Source organism: Pseudobacter ginsenosidimutans (genome assembly GCF_007970185.1).
Lineage (GTDB): Bacteria > Bacteroidota > Bacteroidia > Chitinophagales > Chitinophagaceae > Pseudobacter > Pseudobacter ginsenosidimutans.
This window is the reverse complement of sequence record NZ_CP042431.1, coordinates 480,627-496,698: the sequence shown is the minus strand read 5'-3', so window position 1 is coordinate 496,698 and position 16,072 is coordinate 480,627. Positions and strand designations below refer to the sequence as shown.

Below are 16,072 nucleotides of genomic sequence, written 5' to 3'. Positions count from 1 at the left end.
CTACCGTTTTTTACAACATTCCCAATATGTAATTTATTAAGATCATAAGATCAACCTTCTTATGGTGGTTATACCAAGGGTGTTCACCTCTTCCCATCCCGAACAGAGAAGTTAAGCCCTTATGGCCGATGGTACTGCACAACAATGCGGGAGAGTAGGTAGCTGCCATATTTATTAGCCAAAAGCCTTGCAATCTGTTTTGCAAGGCTTTTCGCATTTATACACCCCTTCGCACAACTTATCTCAGTTTCTGGTTATCTTTAGCACGCACCACCTCATTACCAGACCAGAAAAATCTATCATCGCCTCCATGAAAAAAATGACGCTGTCGTTAGGATGCATCCTGACCTTGCTCATCCTTGCAATGATTGCTCTCTGCCTCTTTCAATCGCCCTCATTTGATGATTATGTGCCGGTTTACCTGAAGAAAGAATTCGGACAGTTTGGTAGCATCCATTGGTACCTCACCAAATGTAACGGACGCTATTCCACCATTCCTTTCTTCCTGTTGATCGCTGCATCCAACAACTTCGTTGCGCTCTATCCTTACCTGCTGATCTTCTTTATCCTTTTCTCTATACTTGCCATCTATTGGTTCCTGGACACTATCAGCAGGAACATGTTTACCGGAACTCTGCAGAGAGGCCAATTACTGCTCTTATCAGCTATCCTGACTTTCACATTCCTGGCTGTGATTCCCGAAGTAGCTTCGTATTATTACTGGTTCGCTACCAGCATCACCTATTTGTTCCCTTTCAGTCTCTTTCTCCTTTACCTGGCTGCCTGGTGTTCATTCTTCACAAAAGAGAAAAAATGGAAATATGCCATGATACTCTTCCTGCTGGGACTGCTGTTGGGAGGTTGTAATGAGGTAATGATGTATTTCGTGTTTGCCATTCCTTTTCTTATTGCCGCCATAATGGTAAGCATGCAGCAAAAGATTCCGGCACCGGTATTCCTCGTGTTGGCAGGCGCCATCCTCATGGCCATTATCGTGCTGAACATGCCCGGAAATGGGACGCGTACCAATCACTATGAATCCACCCAATCGATATTCACCTCTTTTACAGGTTCAGTATTCAGAACATTCAAATTCTTCCTGCTCCTCTTTTCCAACCCGCTATTTTATATCAGTTGTGCAGGGGTGATAGTAGCATGTTCATTTATCAGACAAGACATCAAAGGATACTTCAGCAAAAAGAAAAGTAACTGGCTCCTGGAAATACTCATACTTTTTGCACTGGTTTTCGGCTTTGATCTGGTGATCCGGCAACTTGCCAACTATGTGGTGCCACCCAGAGCCACCAATATCCTCGTTTGCATTAGCCTGTTAGGTTGGTGGTGGATCATCATCATGAATGCTTACCGTTTCAGCGCACTGCTCAACTGGCTTCAGATCCACCACAACAAAGCACGCCTGTACTTCTGTAACCTGTTTATCCTCGGCTTGCTGGGCTCAAATTATTTCATGCAACTCGTTAGCAATATCATCACACTACCCACGCACGATATTGTTTTGAAGCAAAGGGTGAAAATAATCCGGGATGCAAAGGATAGCGGACGCAATACGGCATACATTCCTTCTTACCACAAGGAGGTAGAAAAAGAGCTGGAACGGAAGTTCAAGGGTAAGAGCAGGTTTGTAAAAGATGAATTTCCTTTCCCTCCTTCCTTTGCCTATTTCAAGGATGAACCATATTCTAAAGAAGATGCCTATTTTTATGCAGAGTATTATGGTATCGACAGCATTGCTACAGATACTGCGAGATATGCAAGATGGGGATTGACGAATATCTTTCCGAATGACCAACCAGTAAAATAATATCCTGTCAGAATATGATGTTGAGTATTGTATTGCCTGTTTACAACCGCATCCCGCTGCTAAGTGAAGGGCTGGATCAATTGAAATCCCGGCTTGACCAACTGCAATACACATACGAAATCCTCATCATCGATGATGGCTCAACAGCCAAAGAGGAGGTGCAGGCAATCGCTGTACAACACCAATGTATCTGTCTGCGCAATGAGATAAATGCCGGTAAAGGAAAATCGATCAAAAGAGGCGTACTCGCCGCTACCGGCGATCTGATCATTTTCATGGATGGCGATTTCCCTTTCCATCTTTCCATCATTGAAGCTATGTACCGGTCGCTCCAGGAAAATGATGTAGTGATCGGCGACAGAACGCTACCCGGTTCCAGTTATGCCAAAGAATCTGTAGTGTTGAGAAAGGCAGGCAGCCGCATACTAAGCGCTATCATCAGACAGTTCTATCTGAAAGGCATCAGCGACAGCCAGTGTGGTATCAAGGGCTTCCGGGCTGCCGCCGGCAAAGCCATCTTCAGCAGGGTGACCTTCACAAGGTTCTCCTTCGATGTGGAAGTGTTATTCATCGCCACACATAATCAATTCTCAATCGGCCGACTTCCGGTGCATGTATACGAACAGGACGGAAGTTCGGTAAGTGTATTGAAAGATGGACTTGGCATGATGCTCAGCCTGATCAAAATAAAGTTCAATCACGCTAAAGGTAAATACAGGATCAATGAATAGGAAATGGACCAACCGCATCCGCTTCATCATGGATGAATGCATGCCTCCACTCATAAGAGACAGGAGATGGTTCATGTATCCATTCTATTATTTCGCTTATCGTGGCAGGAATATCGGCACTGCGATGGATTTCAAAAAACATTACTTCCGGTGGAGCCCTGAACAACTGCAACAGTTCTATTCGAATATCAATTCCATTTCCACCAACAGGAAAACAGATATTTCCGAAGGCGGCTTGAAGCATATCCTTCAGCATTGCAGTAAACACATCAATTCTGTGCTTGATGTTGGTTGCGGCAAAGGATTCTTGCTGCAGCTGATCCATCAGCATAATCCCCAATTGAATTTGCATGGCGCTGACTTTGTGGCTCAACCTGCCATGCCTTTACCTTTCACACAAACCGACGCACGAAGCCTGCCATTTGCAGACCAGTCATTTGACCTTGTTGTTTGTACACATACCATCGAACATATCTACAATGCGCATGAACTGGTGAAAGAATTGAAAAGAGTTGCGCGAAAAAAGATCATCGTGATCACGCCAAAGCAGCGCTACTTCTATTATACACTCGATGAGCATATCAATTTCTTTCCGCAAAGGGAAATACTCACTTCACTCATGGCGATGGAAAAATACGAATGTGATTTGATTGATGGGGACTGGGTATTTACCGGCTATCTTCATCAGTAAATTCCCGTGGAATAATACTTTCTCCAAACTTTTTACGTTAAGGGGTTTGCCGTATCTTGGCGGCGCTTAACCGAATTTGTTATAGACCCCAAAAAACCTGAAATGAAATTCATTTTTACCCTCCTCGCAGGTCTTTGCCTGTCTGTTTCCACTTTCGCACAATCTGAAACCGCTGCCGCAGATACTGCTGTGTCCCCAACATCCGGATCAAAGGGCTCCAGTTTCATTTGGTACAAAAAGAACACAGTAAAGATCAATTTGTCTTCCCTGACCCTGAACAACTATTCACTGTATTATGAGCGCATGCTCACCCGTAAGATCGCAGCAACTGTTGGTGTACGTTATATGCCCAAGACCAGGCTCACAGAGACCCTGCTCGGTAAACAGATCCTCGATCAGCTGGATGAAGAAGACAATGAAGACCTCAAGCCGCTTGCGGCTTCCAACACCACCATCACTGCAGGCGTTCGTTTCTACACCGGCTCACGCTCCGGCGCAAAAGGATTCTATGCAGAACTCTATGGCCGTTACGGAATGTTCCAGCTTGACTATGATTACACTTTCACCACCAATGGAAAAGAGTACGATATGGTGATCAAAGGAAAGCCCAATGGCTTTGGTGGCGGACTCCTGCTGGGTGGTCAATTCAACCTCTTCAAGAACATGGTGGTTGATATTTACATCATCGGCGCACACTACGGAAAAATGTCCGGAAACATAGATGGCGTGAGCGATCTCTCCACTATGACTGCTGAAGAAAAAGCAGACATGGAAAGCGATATCAACGATATTGCGCCCAAGTTCAACGACAAAAAGATCCTCGAAGCCAAAGTGGACAACAATGGCGTGAAAGGAAAACTCGATGGCCCCTTTGCCGGCATCAGAGGTCTTGGACTCAGCATTGGCTGGGCTTTCTAAGAAGTTTTTTAATTATCGGTTATTGCACAACGTTATAAAGGGTTGACCAGCAACATGGTCAACCCTTTTCTTATGCTGCTGGCAGTCACAAGCCTCCCGGAGAGTGACTTTTATTTAGCCGCCGGGAGGTGACGCTGTGTGCACCGGAGGTGAACAATTACCGGTCACCCGTCTTCGGCGAACGACTGCTCCCTGAGTAAATTCTTCATGCTTTTTCAGCTGTACACTTTTCTTCCTTTTTGATAACAGGGGTATATTTGTTGTAATGCGGCCGATACTCATCCTGCTTCTGATCGCCTGTTGCCTCGCCGGCAGACAGCCCCGGGAAAAACAACCCTGGAAGCTGACCGGCTTTGCACAGGGCACCAGTTGGCATATCAGTTACTATGCAACAGACAGTATCATTGCACAGGCCGCTGTAGACAGCATCCTCACAAAGCTCGACAGCTCCCTTTCGATCTACAAACCCTGGTCTCTTATCACTCGGTTCAATCAATGTAAACATAGTCTGGAGATCGATGAGCACCTGGCCAATGTGGTGCGCGCCTCCTTTACTGCTTCGAGGAACACATATGGTATTTTCGATATAACCATCCAGCCCGTTACACAGGCATGGGGCTTTGGTCCAATCAAGGTTACTAAAATGCCAGATACGCTTACTATTTCTAATCTCATGCAATGTGTGGATGTGCGATATTTATCCCTTCAAGGATCCACATTGATCAAGCAAAGGCCCTGTGTGTCAATCGATGTGAATGGTATCGCCCAGGGGTACAGCGTGGACGTGCTGGCGGGTTTTGTGGAGAGTAAGGGAATTGCGGATTATATGATCGAGATCGGGGGAGAGATCAGGTTGAAAGGATTGAAATATCCCGGTGCAAAACCGATGAAGATCGGGATCGAAGCGCCCGCTGAGAGCGAGTTTGAGCCCTCCGTGATGCAAAGGATCATCTGCCCTGCCGATGGCGCTGTGACCACTTCCGGAAGCTACCGGAAATTCTTTGAGAGCGGTGGACAGAAGGTTTCGCATATCATCGATGCCCGGACCGGTTTTCCCGCCAGGAATGAACTGATCAGCGTTACCGTTTGGGCAGCCGATGCCATTACTGCTGATGCTTACGACAATGCCCTGATGGCCATGGGACTTGAAAAAGCTTTACAGTACCTGCAGCAACATCCGGAGATGGCAGCTTATTTCATTTACCGGGAAAAAGATGGACGGATTGCAGATACTGCCAGTACATTTTTCAATAAATTTATGTCTGTTGAATAATACCGGCCCGTGACCCCGGCAATTTTTAAAAGGTTCTGAAACACTGACTATGAGCAGACGGAAATTTCTCCAGCAGGCCGGCGTACTAACTGGCGGCCTCTTGCTTCATCAGCAACTCATGGCTGCTTTCAGCAGCAAATTCCAGCAAACGATCAATATCGGTTTTATCGGATGTGGAGACAGAGGCCGCGGCATCCTCAGCATCATCCAGGAACTTCCTGAATCGTTCAGGGTAACAGCCGTATGTGATGTACTGGATTTCCGCCTACAGGAAATGCTGAAAGCAGCGAATGATCAAAATGTAAAAGGATACAAAGATCATCGCAAACTGCTGGAAGATAAAAACCTGGATGCTGTGATCATCGCCACGCCCCTGAACATGCATTATCCAATTGCTGCCGATGCACTCGCTGCAGGAAAACATGTGTTCCTGGAAAAGACAATGACCTACAATATTCCCGAAGCATCCAAACTGGTGCAGCTGGCAAAGCAGCACCCGGCGCAGGTTGTGCAGGTAGGGCATCAGTATCGTTATGTGCCGCTTTATTTCAGGGTGAAGGAGATGATCGAAAAAGGATACCTCGGCAAAGTAACGCATATTGATTGCCGTTGGGACCGCAACTGGAACTGGCGAAGAAATGTTCCCCAGGGGTATACAGACAAACAGGTGAACTGGCGCATGTACAAAGCATATTCCGGTGGACTGGTGGCAGAACTGCTTTCACACCAGATCGATTTCATCAACTGGGCTTTCGATACGCATCCAGATGAAGTACTGGGCACCGGCGGTATCGATTTCTACAAAGATGGAAGGGAAACTTTCGACAATGTACAGGTGATTCTCCGCTACAACAAAGAAAATATGATCGGTAATTTCGGAGCTACCTGCGGCAATTCACGCGAAGGATACATCTTCAAGATCAAGGGCACCAAAGGCACTGTGGCGTTGCTGGTGAATGAAGGCGTGTTCTATCCCGAACCCGCCACACGAAAGGAATTGCAGGTAGTGGATGGAGTAAGCGGCGCTACAAAAATAGAATGGAATAAAGATGGCGGCATCCCGATTCTTAAAGAAAAAGGGAAGGACGGCACCTGGTACGCACTGAAAGATTTCCATTCATGCATTACGGAGAAAAAGCGTCCCACTTCCAATGTGATCACGGGAGCCACTACTGCCGTATGTGTTCACCTTGCTAACGCTGCCGCCTATACGCATACTATTCAGCAATGGAAACCTTCTTATAACTTTTCAAAATAATCCTGCTATAATCATGAGAAAGATCATCGGATTCATATTTGCTGTAATGTTTGTCCCTGCGGCATTTGCGCAATCGCCCGAAAAAGGCTGGACCAGCCTTTTCGACGGAAAGACGCTCAATGGATGGAAGAAGCTCGGCAAAGCCACTTACCAGGTGGAAGACGGAATGCTGGTGGGTACTACTGTTGGTAAGTCGCCCAATACATTTCTGATGACAGAAAAAGAATACGGGGATTTTATCCTTGAATGTGATATGAAGATGGAAGACATCACTTCCAATTCCGGCGTTCAGTTCCGCAGCCATATCAATCCGGAAGGCAATAATGGTGCAGGTCGTGTGTTCGGCTATCAGCTGGATATAGATCCTTCCGCACGCAAATGGGCCGGGGGAATTTATGATGAAGGAAGAAGGGAATGGCTCTACGCATTATCGCTCAATAAAAATGCACAGGATGCCTGGAAGAACGGAGAATGGAATCATGTAAAAATAGAAGCGATAGGTCATCACCTCAAAACATGGATCAATGGCGTGCCCTGCGCATACGTGGTAGACACGATGGATGCTGCAGGCTTCATCGCATTGCAGGTGCACAGCATCAATAAACCCGAGCAGGAAGGCAAAAAGATCTGGTGGAAGAATATCCGCATCAAAACCAGCAATCTCAAGCCCGAAGCATTCGGTAAAGGCGTATACGTTTACAATGCAATTCCCAACAATTTATCTGACTACGAAAAGAAGAATGGCTGGAAGCTGCTCTTCGACGGAACATCCACCAAAGGCTGGAGAAGCGCCAGGGGCAATGCTTTCCCGGCAAAAGGATGGGAAGTACGCGATGGCCAGCTGAATGTATTGGGCTCGGATGGCAAGGAATCCACCAATGGCGGCGATATAGTTTCACTGAAAGAATATGCTGCATTCGATCTCTCCTGGGATTTCAAACTCACGCCCGGCGCCAATTCCGGCGTGAAATATTTTGTTACTCTCAGGGAAGACAGCAAAGGTTCCGCAATCGGGCTTGAATACCAGTTGCTGGATGATACCCTTCATCCTGATGCAAAACTCGGTCTGAACGGCAACCGCACACTGGCTTCACTGTATGATCTGATCAAAGCGGAAAAAACATCCCGCTTCATCAGGCAGCCAGGCAACTGGAATACGGCCAGGCTGGTGGTATATCCCAATAATCATGTGGAGCATTATCTGAATGGAGTGAAAGTGCTGGAGTATGATCGGGGTTCACAAGCATACAAAGAACTGGTAGCAAATAGTAAATACAAGGTGTGGCCCAGTTTCGGAGAAGCACCCAAAGGCCATATACTTTTACAGGACCATGGCGATGCAGTGAGCTTCCGCAGTATCAAAATAAAACAGTTGTAGCAGATTGCGGCCAGTTGCTCGCTTCCCGGCGAGTGACAGCTATTCCGTTGTCTCTGGAGACAGTCTGTTTTGGCGTTGTTGGGTGGATTGATTATTTTACTGTTAATAATCGATATACATGAAAGTAGACAAGGCCAGCCGCACCGCCCAATATATGGCTTTCTTCAGAGCGCTCGAATCCACGAGACCGGAAGGAAAGCGCCTGTTCTACGATCCGTATGCTATCTTTTTTCTCGACAATAAGCTGAAAAGGGCTGTTCAATATTCGCCAGTTCCCTTGGTGAGGAAATACCTCCGGTGGAAGATTCATAAAGAGCTGCCCGGCGGATTCACTTCCGGCGTAGCCAGAACAAGATATATCGATGACCTGCTGAAAGCCAGTATAGAAAAGGGCGTTCAGCAGGTCATTATTTTAGGCGCGGGTTATGATACAAGGGCGCTCAGACTGGATTTTTTACAGGGTATTCCTGTAATTGAGATAGACCATCCCAATACAGCCAAAAGAAAACTCGGCGCCTTACAAAGCGAAATGGGAAGGCTGCCTGCAAATGTCCGTTTCTACCAGATCGATTTCAATGAGCAAAGCCTGGATGATCTTGCACAGGCAAGGCATATCGATATGAGCCTTCGTACTGCTTTCATCTGGGAAGGCGTTACCAATTATCTTTCCGATCAGGCCGTGGATGGCACTTTCAAATTCTTCAGCCAGTTTGCATCAGGATCCTGTCTCATCTTCACGTATGTTCACCAGCAGGTTTACGATGATCCCGGTTCTTTCTACGGCGCACAAAAATTACTGAATGATCTGGCAGAACTGGAAGAGACCTGGACATTCGGTTTCGATCCCGAGGAGTTGAAAGAGTATTGCAGGAAATTCAATTGCACCCTGGAAGCGGATAAAGGCGCAGTTGAATACAGGGAAGATTATATGCCGGACAGGCCCGAGCGCGGATATGAATTTTACCGTGTGGCGATGGCCGTTAGGGACTAAAAAAGCCTCCCCTGGATAGAGGAGGCGTTAACCCTAAAAACAACTTCTTAAAAATTAAGATGCTGAAATCGTTTCATTATTGTTGCGGCTGTCAGTGATCACGGGGATCCTGGAGCCATATGATAATAACTTTCTTGTGATCCTGTTCCACCAGCCCGGCATATGGAATTCTTTCAGTGGGTTGGCCATGATCAGGTCAGCATTAATGCGTTTAGAGAACTCAAGTGTACTCTTCGCGAGATTCTTTCCTTCCAGCAGGAAACATTGAACAGGAATGGTACTGAGGCTCTGGATCACTTCCAGTGCTGTATCCATGATGCCATTGGCTGCATTCTGTTCCTTTTGCTCATCGCGGAGGCTTACCAGGTATACGGTGGACTTGAAAGAGCGCGCCAGCATGGTAGCCAGTTTGATACGGTGCAGCGGCAGGTTGTCTGTCAGCGGCAGCACGATCTTCTTGAAATGACTTACCAGTCCGCTGGAACGGATGGTGAGTACCGGCACATTTGTTTTTCGCGCCAGCCTGCTGATACTAACGGTGCTCAGCACACGATGCAGGAGGTTGAAGCGGGCGAGCCCCACCACTACCAGGTCCATCTCGAATTTCTGGATATAGTCGGCCAGCTGCTGACTGGGATTGCCTTTGAGGAGGCTGATCTCCAGCTTGCCACCGCCGCAGATATGATTACTGTAAATATCACGGAGGTTCTCCAGTTTCTTCCTGGCATTGGTCATGTCTGCTGCATCGTAAGATGGCATCAGCATACTCATGTCAAGCGGCAGCAATGGCATCAGCGATCCCGACGAAACGTGCACCAGGTGTACGTTGCAATGGAAGGTATTGGCCAGTTCGATGGCTTTGCTGATGGCCCATTTGTTCTTTGCCGTAAAATCAACGGGAACCAGGATATTGTACAGAGTTTTTGGCATAGACGTTCTTTTTAAGGTTTTTGAATGTTGTTAAACAGCCAGCTCCAGTAATGACTGGAAGCTTTCTTCTTCAATGTTGGTGTCTGCAATGGTCCTGAGCAGTTCATCCTTCGTACGGAAGGACACGCCTTTGCCACCATGACCGATCATGCAACGATCATCGCGGCTATCGCCTACTACGATGCAATTTTTCAGTTGAACATTATATTTTTCGCAAACATGCTGCAGCACATTTGTTTTGCAGTATGCATGTCCGCAGATACTCTCCGGTGAACCGAACCAGTAGGAGGGAAGGTTCACTTCGCCGGTGCACTTGCCTTCAAAGAATTCAAGCTGGTTGGCATAAGTGAAATCAGCGCCGATCTGTTGCTTCACATAATTGGTGACGAGCGTATAGCTGTTGCTGATAATGCCGATGATATAACCGCGTGCTTTCAGTTCTGCCACCACTTCTTTGATATCGTGCACCATGGGAATTTCAGCCACTACATTGAGCATATCGTCGATGGTGCGTCCTTTCAACAGCAGGCCAATGCGTTTGGTAAGGATGATGGCGTCCTTTTCCTGTGCACGCAGGTCTTCCAGTTTGGGAACAAAGCCGAATTTTTTTGCGCATGCATCGATGGTCCTGCCGAGCAGGATGGTATCGTCCATATCGAAGATGGCCATCTTGTGAAAGCCGCAGAGTTTTTCGCGGATTGTTTTATTCATCTCTCCGCTCACGGCTTCGATGCTCATGATATCTTCTTCACTGATCTCTTCCGGATGCTGTCTTTGCGCTTTGCTGATGATGGCGCGGCTTACTTCTCCGCTCATTTTTCCGAGAGCCTGCCAGGGCTTGGATTTGTTTTCGATATAACCGATGTTCACTTCGCGGATGCGTGCTTTCATCAGGTACATATCGATGAGTATGCCGATGTCTACTCCGTAATCGTTGAGCAGATCTATTTTCTGGAAGAATGATTTTTTACCGGCGATCATGCCGCTGAGTGGTTGTTCAAAATGGGAGAGGCCGGGATAGAAGATATTGAGCAGTGGTTTGGCCACCAGTTCGGTTACACGGCCTGCATTGCGTGCGAAACTTCCTTTCACGAAATCCACTTCATTCAATACGAGGGGCTCTGCCAAACGGGAAATGGTTTCTTCCGGATAAGGATCTATATCTCCGTCGAGGAAAATTACAATATCGCTGGAGGCTGCATCGATACCATCTTTCATGGAAATACCTTTTCCCCGCACCTGGCTGGTGATCACTTTTGCGCCCGCTTCTGCTGCAATTTGTGGTGTTTTGTCCTCAGATTTATCATCAACAACAATTACTTCATTCACAAGAGGGTGACTGAGGCAGAACCTGACCACATTTGCAATCGTATTTTCTTCATTTAAAACAGGGACAATAACAGTTAGCACAAGTACCTCCTTTTGATTTACTACGGTTTGTATTGATCTTTCTGCACGTATCTGAAAAATCCTGCCGGAATGGTTCTGAGGGAATTTGGCTGATGCAGGTAATAGTTGACAAAAGCCGTGCCTTAACCCCCTGAGAACGATAAAAAATGCATCAATTGTGGATATATTTCCTGGCTTCACAAGAGGCCGTTATGGCGCCGCAGTAATATGGCCTTTGAACCTTATCATAGGGTTAAAACAGTATTAAAAAACTATTAAACAATGGTTGCTGTAACCGGGGAGGAGGGAGTAAAAAAACAGTGGGGGAAAGAGTGGGGTTGAAATCGAGGTTTCAATTACGTTTATTTATGCACGTTATATAAGCTGAGGAGGTGCAAAAAAAATCCTCTTGTCCGGAGACAAGAGGATTATGTTAGACTAAAAGCGATTAGTTGAGTTGATTAGAAATCCCTGTTGTAACCGCCGCCGCCGCCTCTGTTGAAGCCGCCTTTCTTGTAGCCGCCGCCACCGCCGGAGCCGCCACCGAAGCTTCTCTTCTTGAAGCCACCGCCGCCACCACCGTTTTGTGGTTTTGGTTGCGCTTCGTTAACGATGATTTTTCTGCCTAATACTTCAGATTCGTACAGGCTGGTGAGAGCGTTTTGTGCTTCGCTGTCTTCGGGCATTTCAACGAAACCGAAGCCTTTGCTGCGACCGCTGGCTTTGTCCTTTACGATTTTTGCAGAAGTAACAGAACCGTATTGTTCGAATAAGGTTCTCAGATCGTCGTCGGTCATTTGCCAGGAAAGGTTCCCTACGTAAATGTTCATTGTAACAATAATTTTAGATGTTCTGAAAAAGCAGATAATGACGCAAGTTGCTTCAATGAACTGAGGAAACCGGAAAAACAGGTAAAGCACTACAGTACAAGAGAACTAGTTTCATTAACCATACATGAAGATAAGAAATAATTTGATTTACCAAATAAAATTTCGATCAAATCCTGATTGGGCAAGCATTTGAAGAAATTACGATATGTACTGGATATACAAAGGATTAAGTGGGGAGCGGGGTTCCGGGGACCTGGCCGGGCCTGTCTGCGGCCGGCCCGGTTTGGGGAATACGGATGACCACAAAAAAAGAGGGTGGAAACTGTTGTTCCACCCTCTTGAATTATCTGCAGACTTTGAGATTACTCAGCTACAACTTCGAATTCAACTTCGGTTGAATGACCGTTGCCGAAATCGATATTGGCTTTGTAGGTGCCCAGTTCTTTCACTTCGTCAACGATAGAGATCTTCTTGCGATCGATCTCATATCCTTTTTGCTCGCGGATAGCGCGGCTGAGCTGAAGGGAAGTTACGCTACCGAAGATCTTGCCACTGGTACCGGTCTTAGCGCCGATCTTCAGTACTCCATCTTTCAGTTTTGCAATTACTTCTTTGATTGCTGCCAGCATCACTTCTTCCTTCTTGCGAACGATCTTCATCCTTTCTTCCAGTTGTTTCAGATTGGATGAAGAAGCCTCTACCGCAAATTTTTGCGGAATAAGGAAGTTACGGGCGTATCCGTTGCGAACTTTTACAACCTCGTTTTTGGCACCTAAGTTATCTACGTCTTGAATGAGTATAATGTCCATGGTGTCCTCCTTATTTTAAAAGGTCTGTTACATAAGGCAGCAAAGCCATCTGACGGGCTTTTTTCACAGCCTGAGCCACTTTACGCTGGTACTTCAGAGAGTTACCGGTAATGCGGCGGGGCAGCATCTTACCTTGTTCGTTCAGGAATTTTTTCAGGAACTCTGCGTCCTTATAATCGATATACTTGATACCATACTTTTTGAAACGGCAGAATTTCTTCCTTGGCTTCTCTGTTTTAATGGCCGTCAGGTATTTGATCTCATTTGCTTTTGCCATGATGATTAACCCTCGATTGCTTTTTCAGTTCCTGTAGGTACACCACTTCTCTTTTTACCATTGTACTCGACGGCGTATTTATCGAGTGCAGTGAACATGTGACGGAGAATGTTCTCGTCACGGAGCATCTGAATTTTGAACTGCTCATTGAAGGTGGATGGCGCTTGGTATTCCAGTACCCAGTACAGACCAGTGGTCTTTTTCTGGATCGGATACGCCAGTGATTTCAGACCCCAGGGATTTTCGTGCACAACTACACCGCCATTATCTTTGATAAAGTCAGTGTATTTTTTCTGAGCGGTTTTGAAGTCGTCATCAGAAAGCACAGGGGTAAAAATCACCATCAATTCGTAATTGTTCATGATCCCTGTTTTGTTTTGAAATAAAGAAATATTGTTCTGTCCCGTGCCCCGTCTGTGTTTCCACTTTCGGTTAAGGGGCTGCAAAGATACAGACTTACCACCATAGTGGCAAAAGCCCAATCAGAAAAGTTTTGGAGAAGATAATGGCAGCGTATTTTGCTGAAAATAAATCATTTACCAGGTTTAGCTATCTTATCGGTCGCCTCCTGACAGCCAACTTGATTCCTAATTCCCGCTTCTACTGCCTTTTTTTCTCATTCCTGTCACCTGGTCACCATAAAAAAGACCTGCAAAAGAAAATTCGGCATTCCACAAATTTCAGGAAAAATAGAAAAATCAACCACTTCTCCACCTATTTTATCGGCACTGCTGCACCCGCGGCTCCTTAGTGGAGGGGTATTGAAACTCCGGCCTGTAAAACAAAAGCGAAGAAGCCCGATAGATATTCCACCGCCAGATCCAACCCACCACAGCTGATCAAATCTCCTCCCGCGCCGGTTTGTTTTGCCGCCGGATTTCAAAAACCCGGAGCGATCTTTGGTATCTTCCCTTCAAATTTCTGGTACTATGCAAAAAGGATCGATCAGGGTACAAACCGAGAACATTTTTCCTATCATTAAAAAATTCCTCTACAGCGATCACGATATTTTCCTTCGTGAGCTCATCAGCAATGCCGTAGACGCCACACAAAAACTGAAAACACTCAGCTCCATCGGAGAAGCCAAAGGCGAACTGGGAGAACTGAAGATTGAAGTGAAACTGGATATCGATAATAAAACTATCACCATCTCCGACCGCGGCCTGGGTATGACTGCCGACGAAGTGGAGAAATACATCAATCAGGTGGCATTCAGCGGCGCAGAGGAATTTGTGAACAAATACAAAGGACAAAACGAGAATAATATCATCGGAAAGTTCGGACTGGGCTTCTATTCCGCTTTCATGGTGAGCGACAAAGTAGAGATCTTCACCAAAAGTTTCCGCGATGGTGCAAAGCCTGTTCGCTGGGAATGCGATGGCAGCCCGGAATACATGCTGGAAGAAACAGAAAAAGAACAAAGAGGCACAGACATCGTGCTTCACATCAATGAAGAAAGTAAAGAGTTCCTGGATGAACTGCGCATCGAATCAGTACTGAAAAGATTCTGCCGCTTCCTTCCTGTTCCTATCTTCTTTATCGGAAAAGAAATAGAGGAGGATCCGCAGCCGATCAACAATACACAACCGGCCTGGGTCAGGAAACCATCGGAACTGACTGCGGAAGATTATCAGAACTTCTACAAGGAGCTCTATCCCTACAATGAAACGCCTTTGTTCTGGATACATCTGAATGTGGACTATCCCTTCAATCTCACTGGTATCCTGTATTTCCCGAAGATCAAACAGAACTACGAGATCCAGAAAGACAAGATACAGCTCTATGCCAACCAGGTTTTCGTAACCGATGAAGTGAAAGACATCGTACCTGAGTTCCTCATGCTGCTGCAGGGTGTGATCGATTCTCCGGACATCCCGCTCAACGTGAGCAGGAGCTATCTGCAGGGTGATCCCAATGTGAAGAAGATCAACAATCATATCACCAAAAAAGTAGCAGATAAACTGGATGAGATCTTCAGGAACGAAAGAACATCATTCGAAGAGAAATGGGACAGTCTCGGACTGTTTGTGAAATATGGAATGATGACGGATGATAAATTCCTGGAAAAGGCGAACAAGTTCCATCTCTTCCAGTCCGCTGATGGCAGCAAATTCTATACGCTGGAAGAGTATCGTCTCGCAGCAGAAACACTGCAAAAAAATAAAGAAGGGAAGCTGGTGATCCTGTACACTACGGACCCTGTGCAGCAGGACGCTTACATCAAAGCCGCTGAAGCGAAAGGATACATCGTTGTGAAGCTGGATACGCTGATCGATGCCAGCTTCATCAACCAGATGGAGCCTAAATGGAATGATGTTCATTTCAACCGTGTTGATTCAGATATCACAGACAACCTGATAGACAAACAGGAGAATACTGAGATGGTGTTGAACGAGGATGATCAAACGAAGTTGAAGAGCCTTTTCTCCATTACTCCTCCAGGGCTGCAGGTAACAGTAGAGTTGAAAGGACTGAGCCCTGAAGCACCTCCCGTACTGGCCACCAGGCCTGAGTTCATGCGCCGTATGAAAGATATGGCTGCTATGAGCGGACCAATGGGAAGTTTCTACGCCAATATGCCTGATGAGGTAACGTTGACGGTCAATGGAAATCATCCTATTTACCAGCAGGTACTGGCAACTGCCGATGCCGGAAGACAGGAGAAGATGACAAGGAACCTGGCTGATCTTGCTTTACTGAGCCAGGGATTGCTGAAAGGAACGGAACTAACCAGCTTCATTAGCCGAAGTGTAGACCTCCTGAAGAATTAAAGGA

15 protein-coding genes and 1 rRNA gene are annotated in these 16,072 nt (G+C 46.3%); 10 read left to right on the top strand and 6 right to left on the bottom strand.

The genetic code is table 11. From position 1 onward, the window contains the following. Nucleotides 1-60 precede the first annotated feature (60 nt). The 9 genes from rrf (at nt 61) to FSB84_RS01925 (ending at nt 9,062) form a co-directional block, all read left to right on the top strand. Nucleotides 61-171, top strand: a 5S ribosomal RNA gene (gene rrf / locus FSB84_RS01965). Between the two features lie 139 nt (nt 172-310). Continuing rightward, nucleotides 311-1,822 (top strand): DUF6056 family protein, encoded by a 1,512-nt coding sequence (locus FSB84_RS01960; protein ID WP_130543247.1) that lies wholly within the window; start codon nt 311-313, stop codon nt 1,820-1,822. Between the two features lie 14 nt (nt 1,823-1,836). After that, on the top strand, nt 1,837-2,553 hold the full coding sequence (locus tag FSB84_RS01955) for a glycosyltransferase (RefSeq protein WP_130543248.1): 717 nt from the start codon (nt 1,837-1,839) through the stop codon (nt 2,551-2,553). Next, nucleotides 2,546-3,244: a class I SAM-dependent methyltransferase gene (locus tag FSB84_RS01950; protein ID WP_130543249.1), complete on the top strand. Its 699-nt coding sequence runs from the start codon at nt 2,546-2,548 to the stop codon at nt 3,242-3,244. The genes FSB84_RS01955 and FSB84_RS01950 overlap by 8 nt, the downstream gene beginning before the upstream one ends. Nucleotides 3,245-3,346: 102 nt before the next feature. Then, the gene (locus FSB84_RS01945; RefSeq protein ID WP_130543250.1) at nt 3,347-4,162 is read left to right on the top strand and encodes a DUF3575 domain-containing protein; all 816 of its coding nucleotides are present in this window, start codon (nt 3,347-3,349) and stop codon (nt 4,160-4,162) included. A 265-nt stretch (nt 4,163-4,427) separates the two neighbouring features. Then, nucleotides 4,428-5,435, top strand: a complete 1,008-nt coding sequence (locus FSB84_RS01940) for an FAD:protein FMN transferase (RefSeq protein WP_130543251.1) — start codon at nt 4,428-4,430, stop codon at nt 5,433-5,435. 49 nt (nt 5,436-5,484) lie between these two features. Next, nucleotides 5,485-6,693, top strand: coding sequence for a Gfo/Idh/MocA family protein (locus FSB84_RS01935; protein ID WP_130543252.1), 1,209 nt, complete (start codon nt 5,485-5,487; stop codon nt 6,691-6,693). Nucleotides 6,694-6,706: 13 nt separating this feature from the next. Continuing rightward, nucleotides 6,707-8,071, top strand: coding sequence for a 3-keto-disaccharide hydrolase (locus tag FSB84_RS01930; protein WP_130543253.1), 1,365 nt, complete (start codon nt 6,707-6,709; stop codon nt 8,069-8,071). 118 nt (nt 8,072-8,189) lie between these two features. Then, on the top strand, nt 8,190-9,062 hold the full coding sequence (locus FSB84_RS01925) for a class I SAM-dependent methyltransferase (protein WP_130543254.1): 873 nt from the start codon (nt 8,190-8,192) through the stop codon (nt 9,060-9,062). Nucleotides 9,063-9,116: 54 nt separating this feature from the next. Here the strand turns inward: FSB84_RS01925 and FSB84_RS01920 are convergent, their stop codons facing one another. From FSB84_RS01920 to rpsF, 6 genes are all read right to left on the bottom strand, one after another. Continuing rightward, nucleotides 9,117-9,992 carry a universal stress protein gene (locus tag FSB84_RS01920; RefSeq protein ID WP_130543255.1) on the bottom strand — a complete coding sequence of 292 codons (876 nt, stop codon included), beginning with the start codon at nt 9,990-9,992 and terminating at the stop codon, nt 9,117-9,119. A gap of 30 nt (nt 9,993-10,022) precedes the next feature. Further along, entirely contained in the window at nt 10,023-11,402 is a 1,380-nt protein-coding gene (locus FSB84_RS01915) for an HAD-IB family phosphatase (RefSeq protein ID WP_130543256.1), read from the bottom strand. Between the two features lie 440 nt (nt 11,403-11,842). Continuing rightward, complete coding sequence (locus FSB84_RS01910) at nt 11,843-12,211, bottom strand: RNA recognition motif domain-containing protein (RefSeq protein ID WP_130543257.1); 369 nt, start codon at nt 12,209-12,211, stop codon at nt 11,843-11,845. A gap of 362 nt (nt 12,212-12,573) precedes the next feature. Beyond that, on the bottom strand, nt 12,574-13,020 hold the full coding sequence (rplI, locus tag FSB84_RS01905) for a 50S ribosomal protein L9 (RefSeq protein WP_130543258.1): 447 nt from the start codon (nt 13,018-13,020) through the stop codon (nt 12,574-12,576). Nucleotides 13,021-13,030: 10 nt separating this feature from the next. After that, entirely contained in the window at nt 13,031-13,297 is a 267-nt protein-coding gene (gene rpsR, locus FSB84_RS01900) for a 30S ribosomal protein S18 (protein WP_127126808.1), read from the bottom strand. A 5-nt stretch (nt 13,298-13,302) separates the two neighbouring features. After that, nucleotides 13,303-13,659, bottom strand: a complete 357-nt coding sequence (gene rpsF, locus FSB84_RS01895) for a 30S ribosomal protein S6 (protein WP_127126806.1) — start codon at nt 13,657-13,659, stop codon at nt 13,303-13,305. 567 nt (nt 13,660-14,226) lie between these two features. On the opposite strand from rpsF, the gene htpG reads away from it, so the two are divergent. Continuing rightward, a complete protein-coding gene (gene htpG / locus FSB84_RS01890; RefSeq protein WP_130543259.1) occupies nt 14,227-16,068 on the top strand; it encodes a molecular chaperone HtpG in 1,842 nt (613 codons plus the stop codon). Nucleotides 16,069-16,072: the final 4 nt, after the last annotated feature.

Coding starts and splice junctions, on each gene's coding strand:
- htpG (WP_130543259.1), top strand. CDS start 14,227: ATGCAAAAAGGATCGATCAGGGTACAAACCGAGAACATTTTTCCTATC.
- rpsF (WP_127126806.1), bottom strand. CDS start 13,659: ATGAACAATTACGAATTGATGGTGATTTTTACCCCTGTGCTTTCTGAT.
- FSB84_RS01945 (WP_130543250.1), top strand. CDS start 3,347: ATGAAATTCATTTTTACCCTCCTCGCAGGTCTTTGCCTGTCTGTTTCC.
- FSB84_RS01960 (WP_130543247.1), top strand. CDS start 311: ATGAAAAAAATGACGCTGTCGTTAGGATGCATCCTGACCTTGCTCATC.
- FSB84_RS01920 (WP_130543255.1), bottom strand. CDS start 9,992: ATGCCAAAAACTCTGTACAATATCCTGGTTCCCGTTGATTTTACGGCA.
- FSB84_RS01925 (WP_130543254.1), top strand. CDS start 8,190: ATGAAAGTAGACAAGGCCAGCCGCACCGCCCAATATATGGCTTTCTTC.
- FSB84_RS01935 (WP_130543252.1), top strand. CDS start 5,485: ATGAGCAGACGGAAATTTCTCCAGCAGGCCGGCGTACTAACTGGCGGC.
- FSB84_RS01940 (WP_130543251.1), top strand. CDS start 4,428: ATGCGGCCGATACTCATCCTGCTTCTGATCGCCTGTTGCCTCGCCGGC.
- rpsR (WP_127126808.1), bottom strand. CDS start 13,297: ATGGCAAAAGCAAATGAGATCAAATACCTGACGGCCATTAAAACAGAG.
- rplI (WP_130543258.1), bottom strand. CDS start 13,020: ATGGACATTATACTCATTCAAGACGTAGATAACTTAGGTGCCAAAAAC.
- FSB84_RS01930 (WP_130543253.1), top strand. CDS start 6,707: ATGAGAAAGATCATCGGATTCATATTTGCTGTAATGTTTGTCCCTGCG.
- FSB84_RS01955 (WP_130543248.1), top strand. CDS start 1,837: ATGATGTTGAGTATTGTATTGCCTGTTTACAACCGCATCCCGCTGCTA.
- FSB84_RS01910 (WP_130543257.1), bottom strand. CDS start 12,211: ATGAACATTTACGTAGGGAACCTTTCCTGGCAAATGACCGACGACGAT.
- FSB84_RS01950 (WP_130543249.1), top strand. CDS start 2,546: ATGAATAGGAAATGGACCAACCGCATCCGCTTCATCATGGATGAATGC.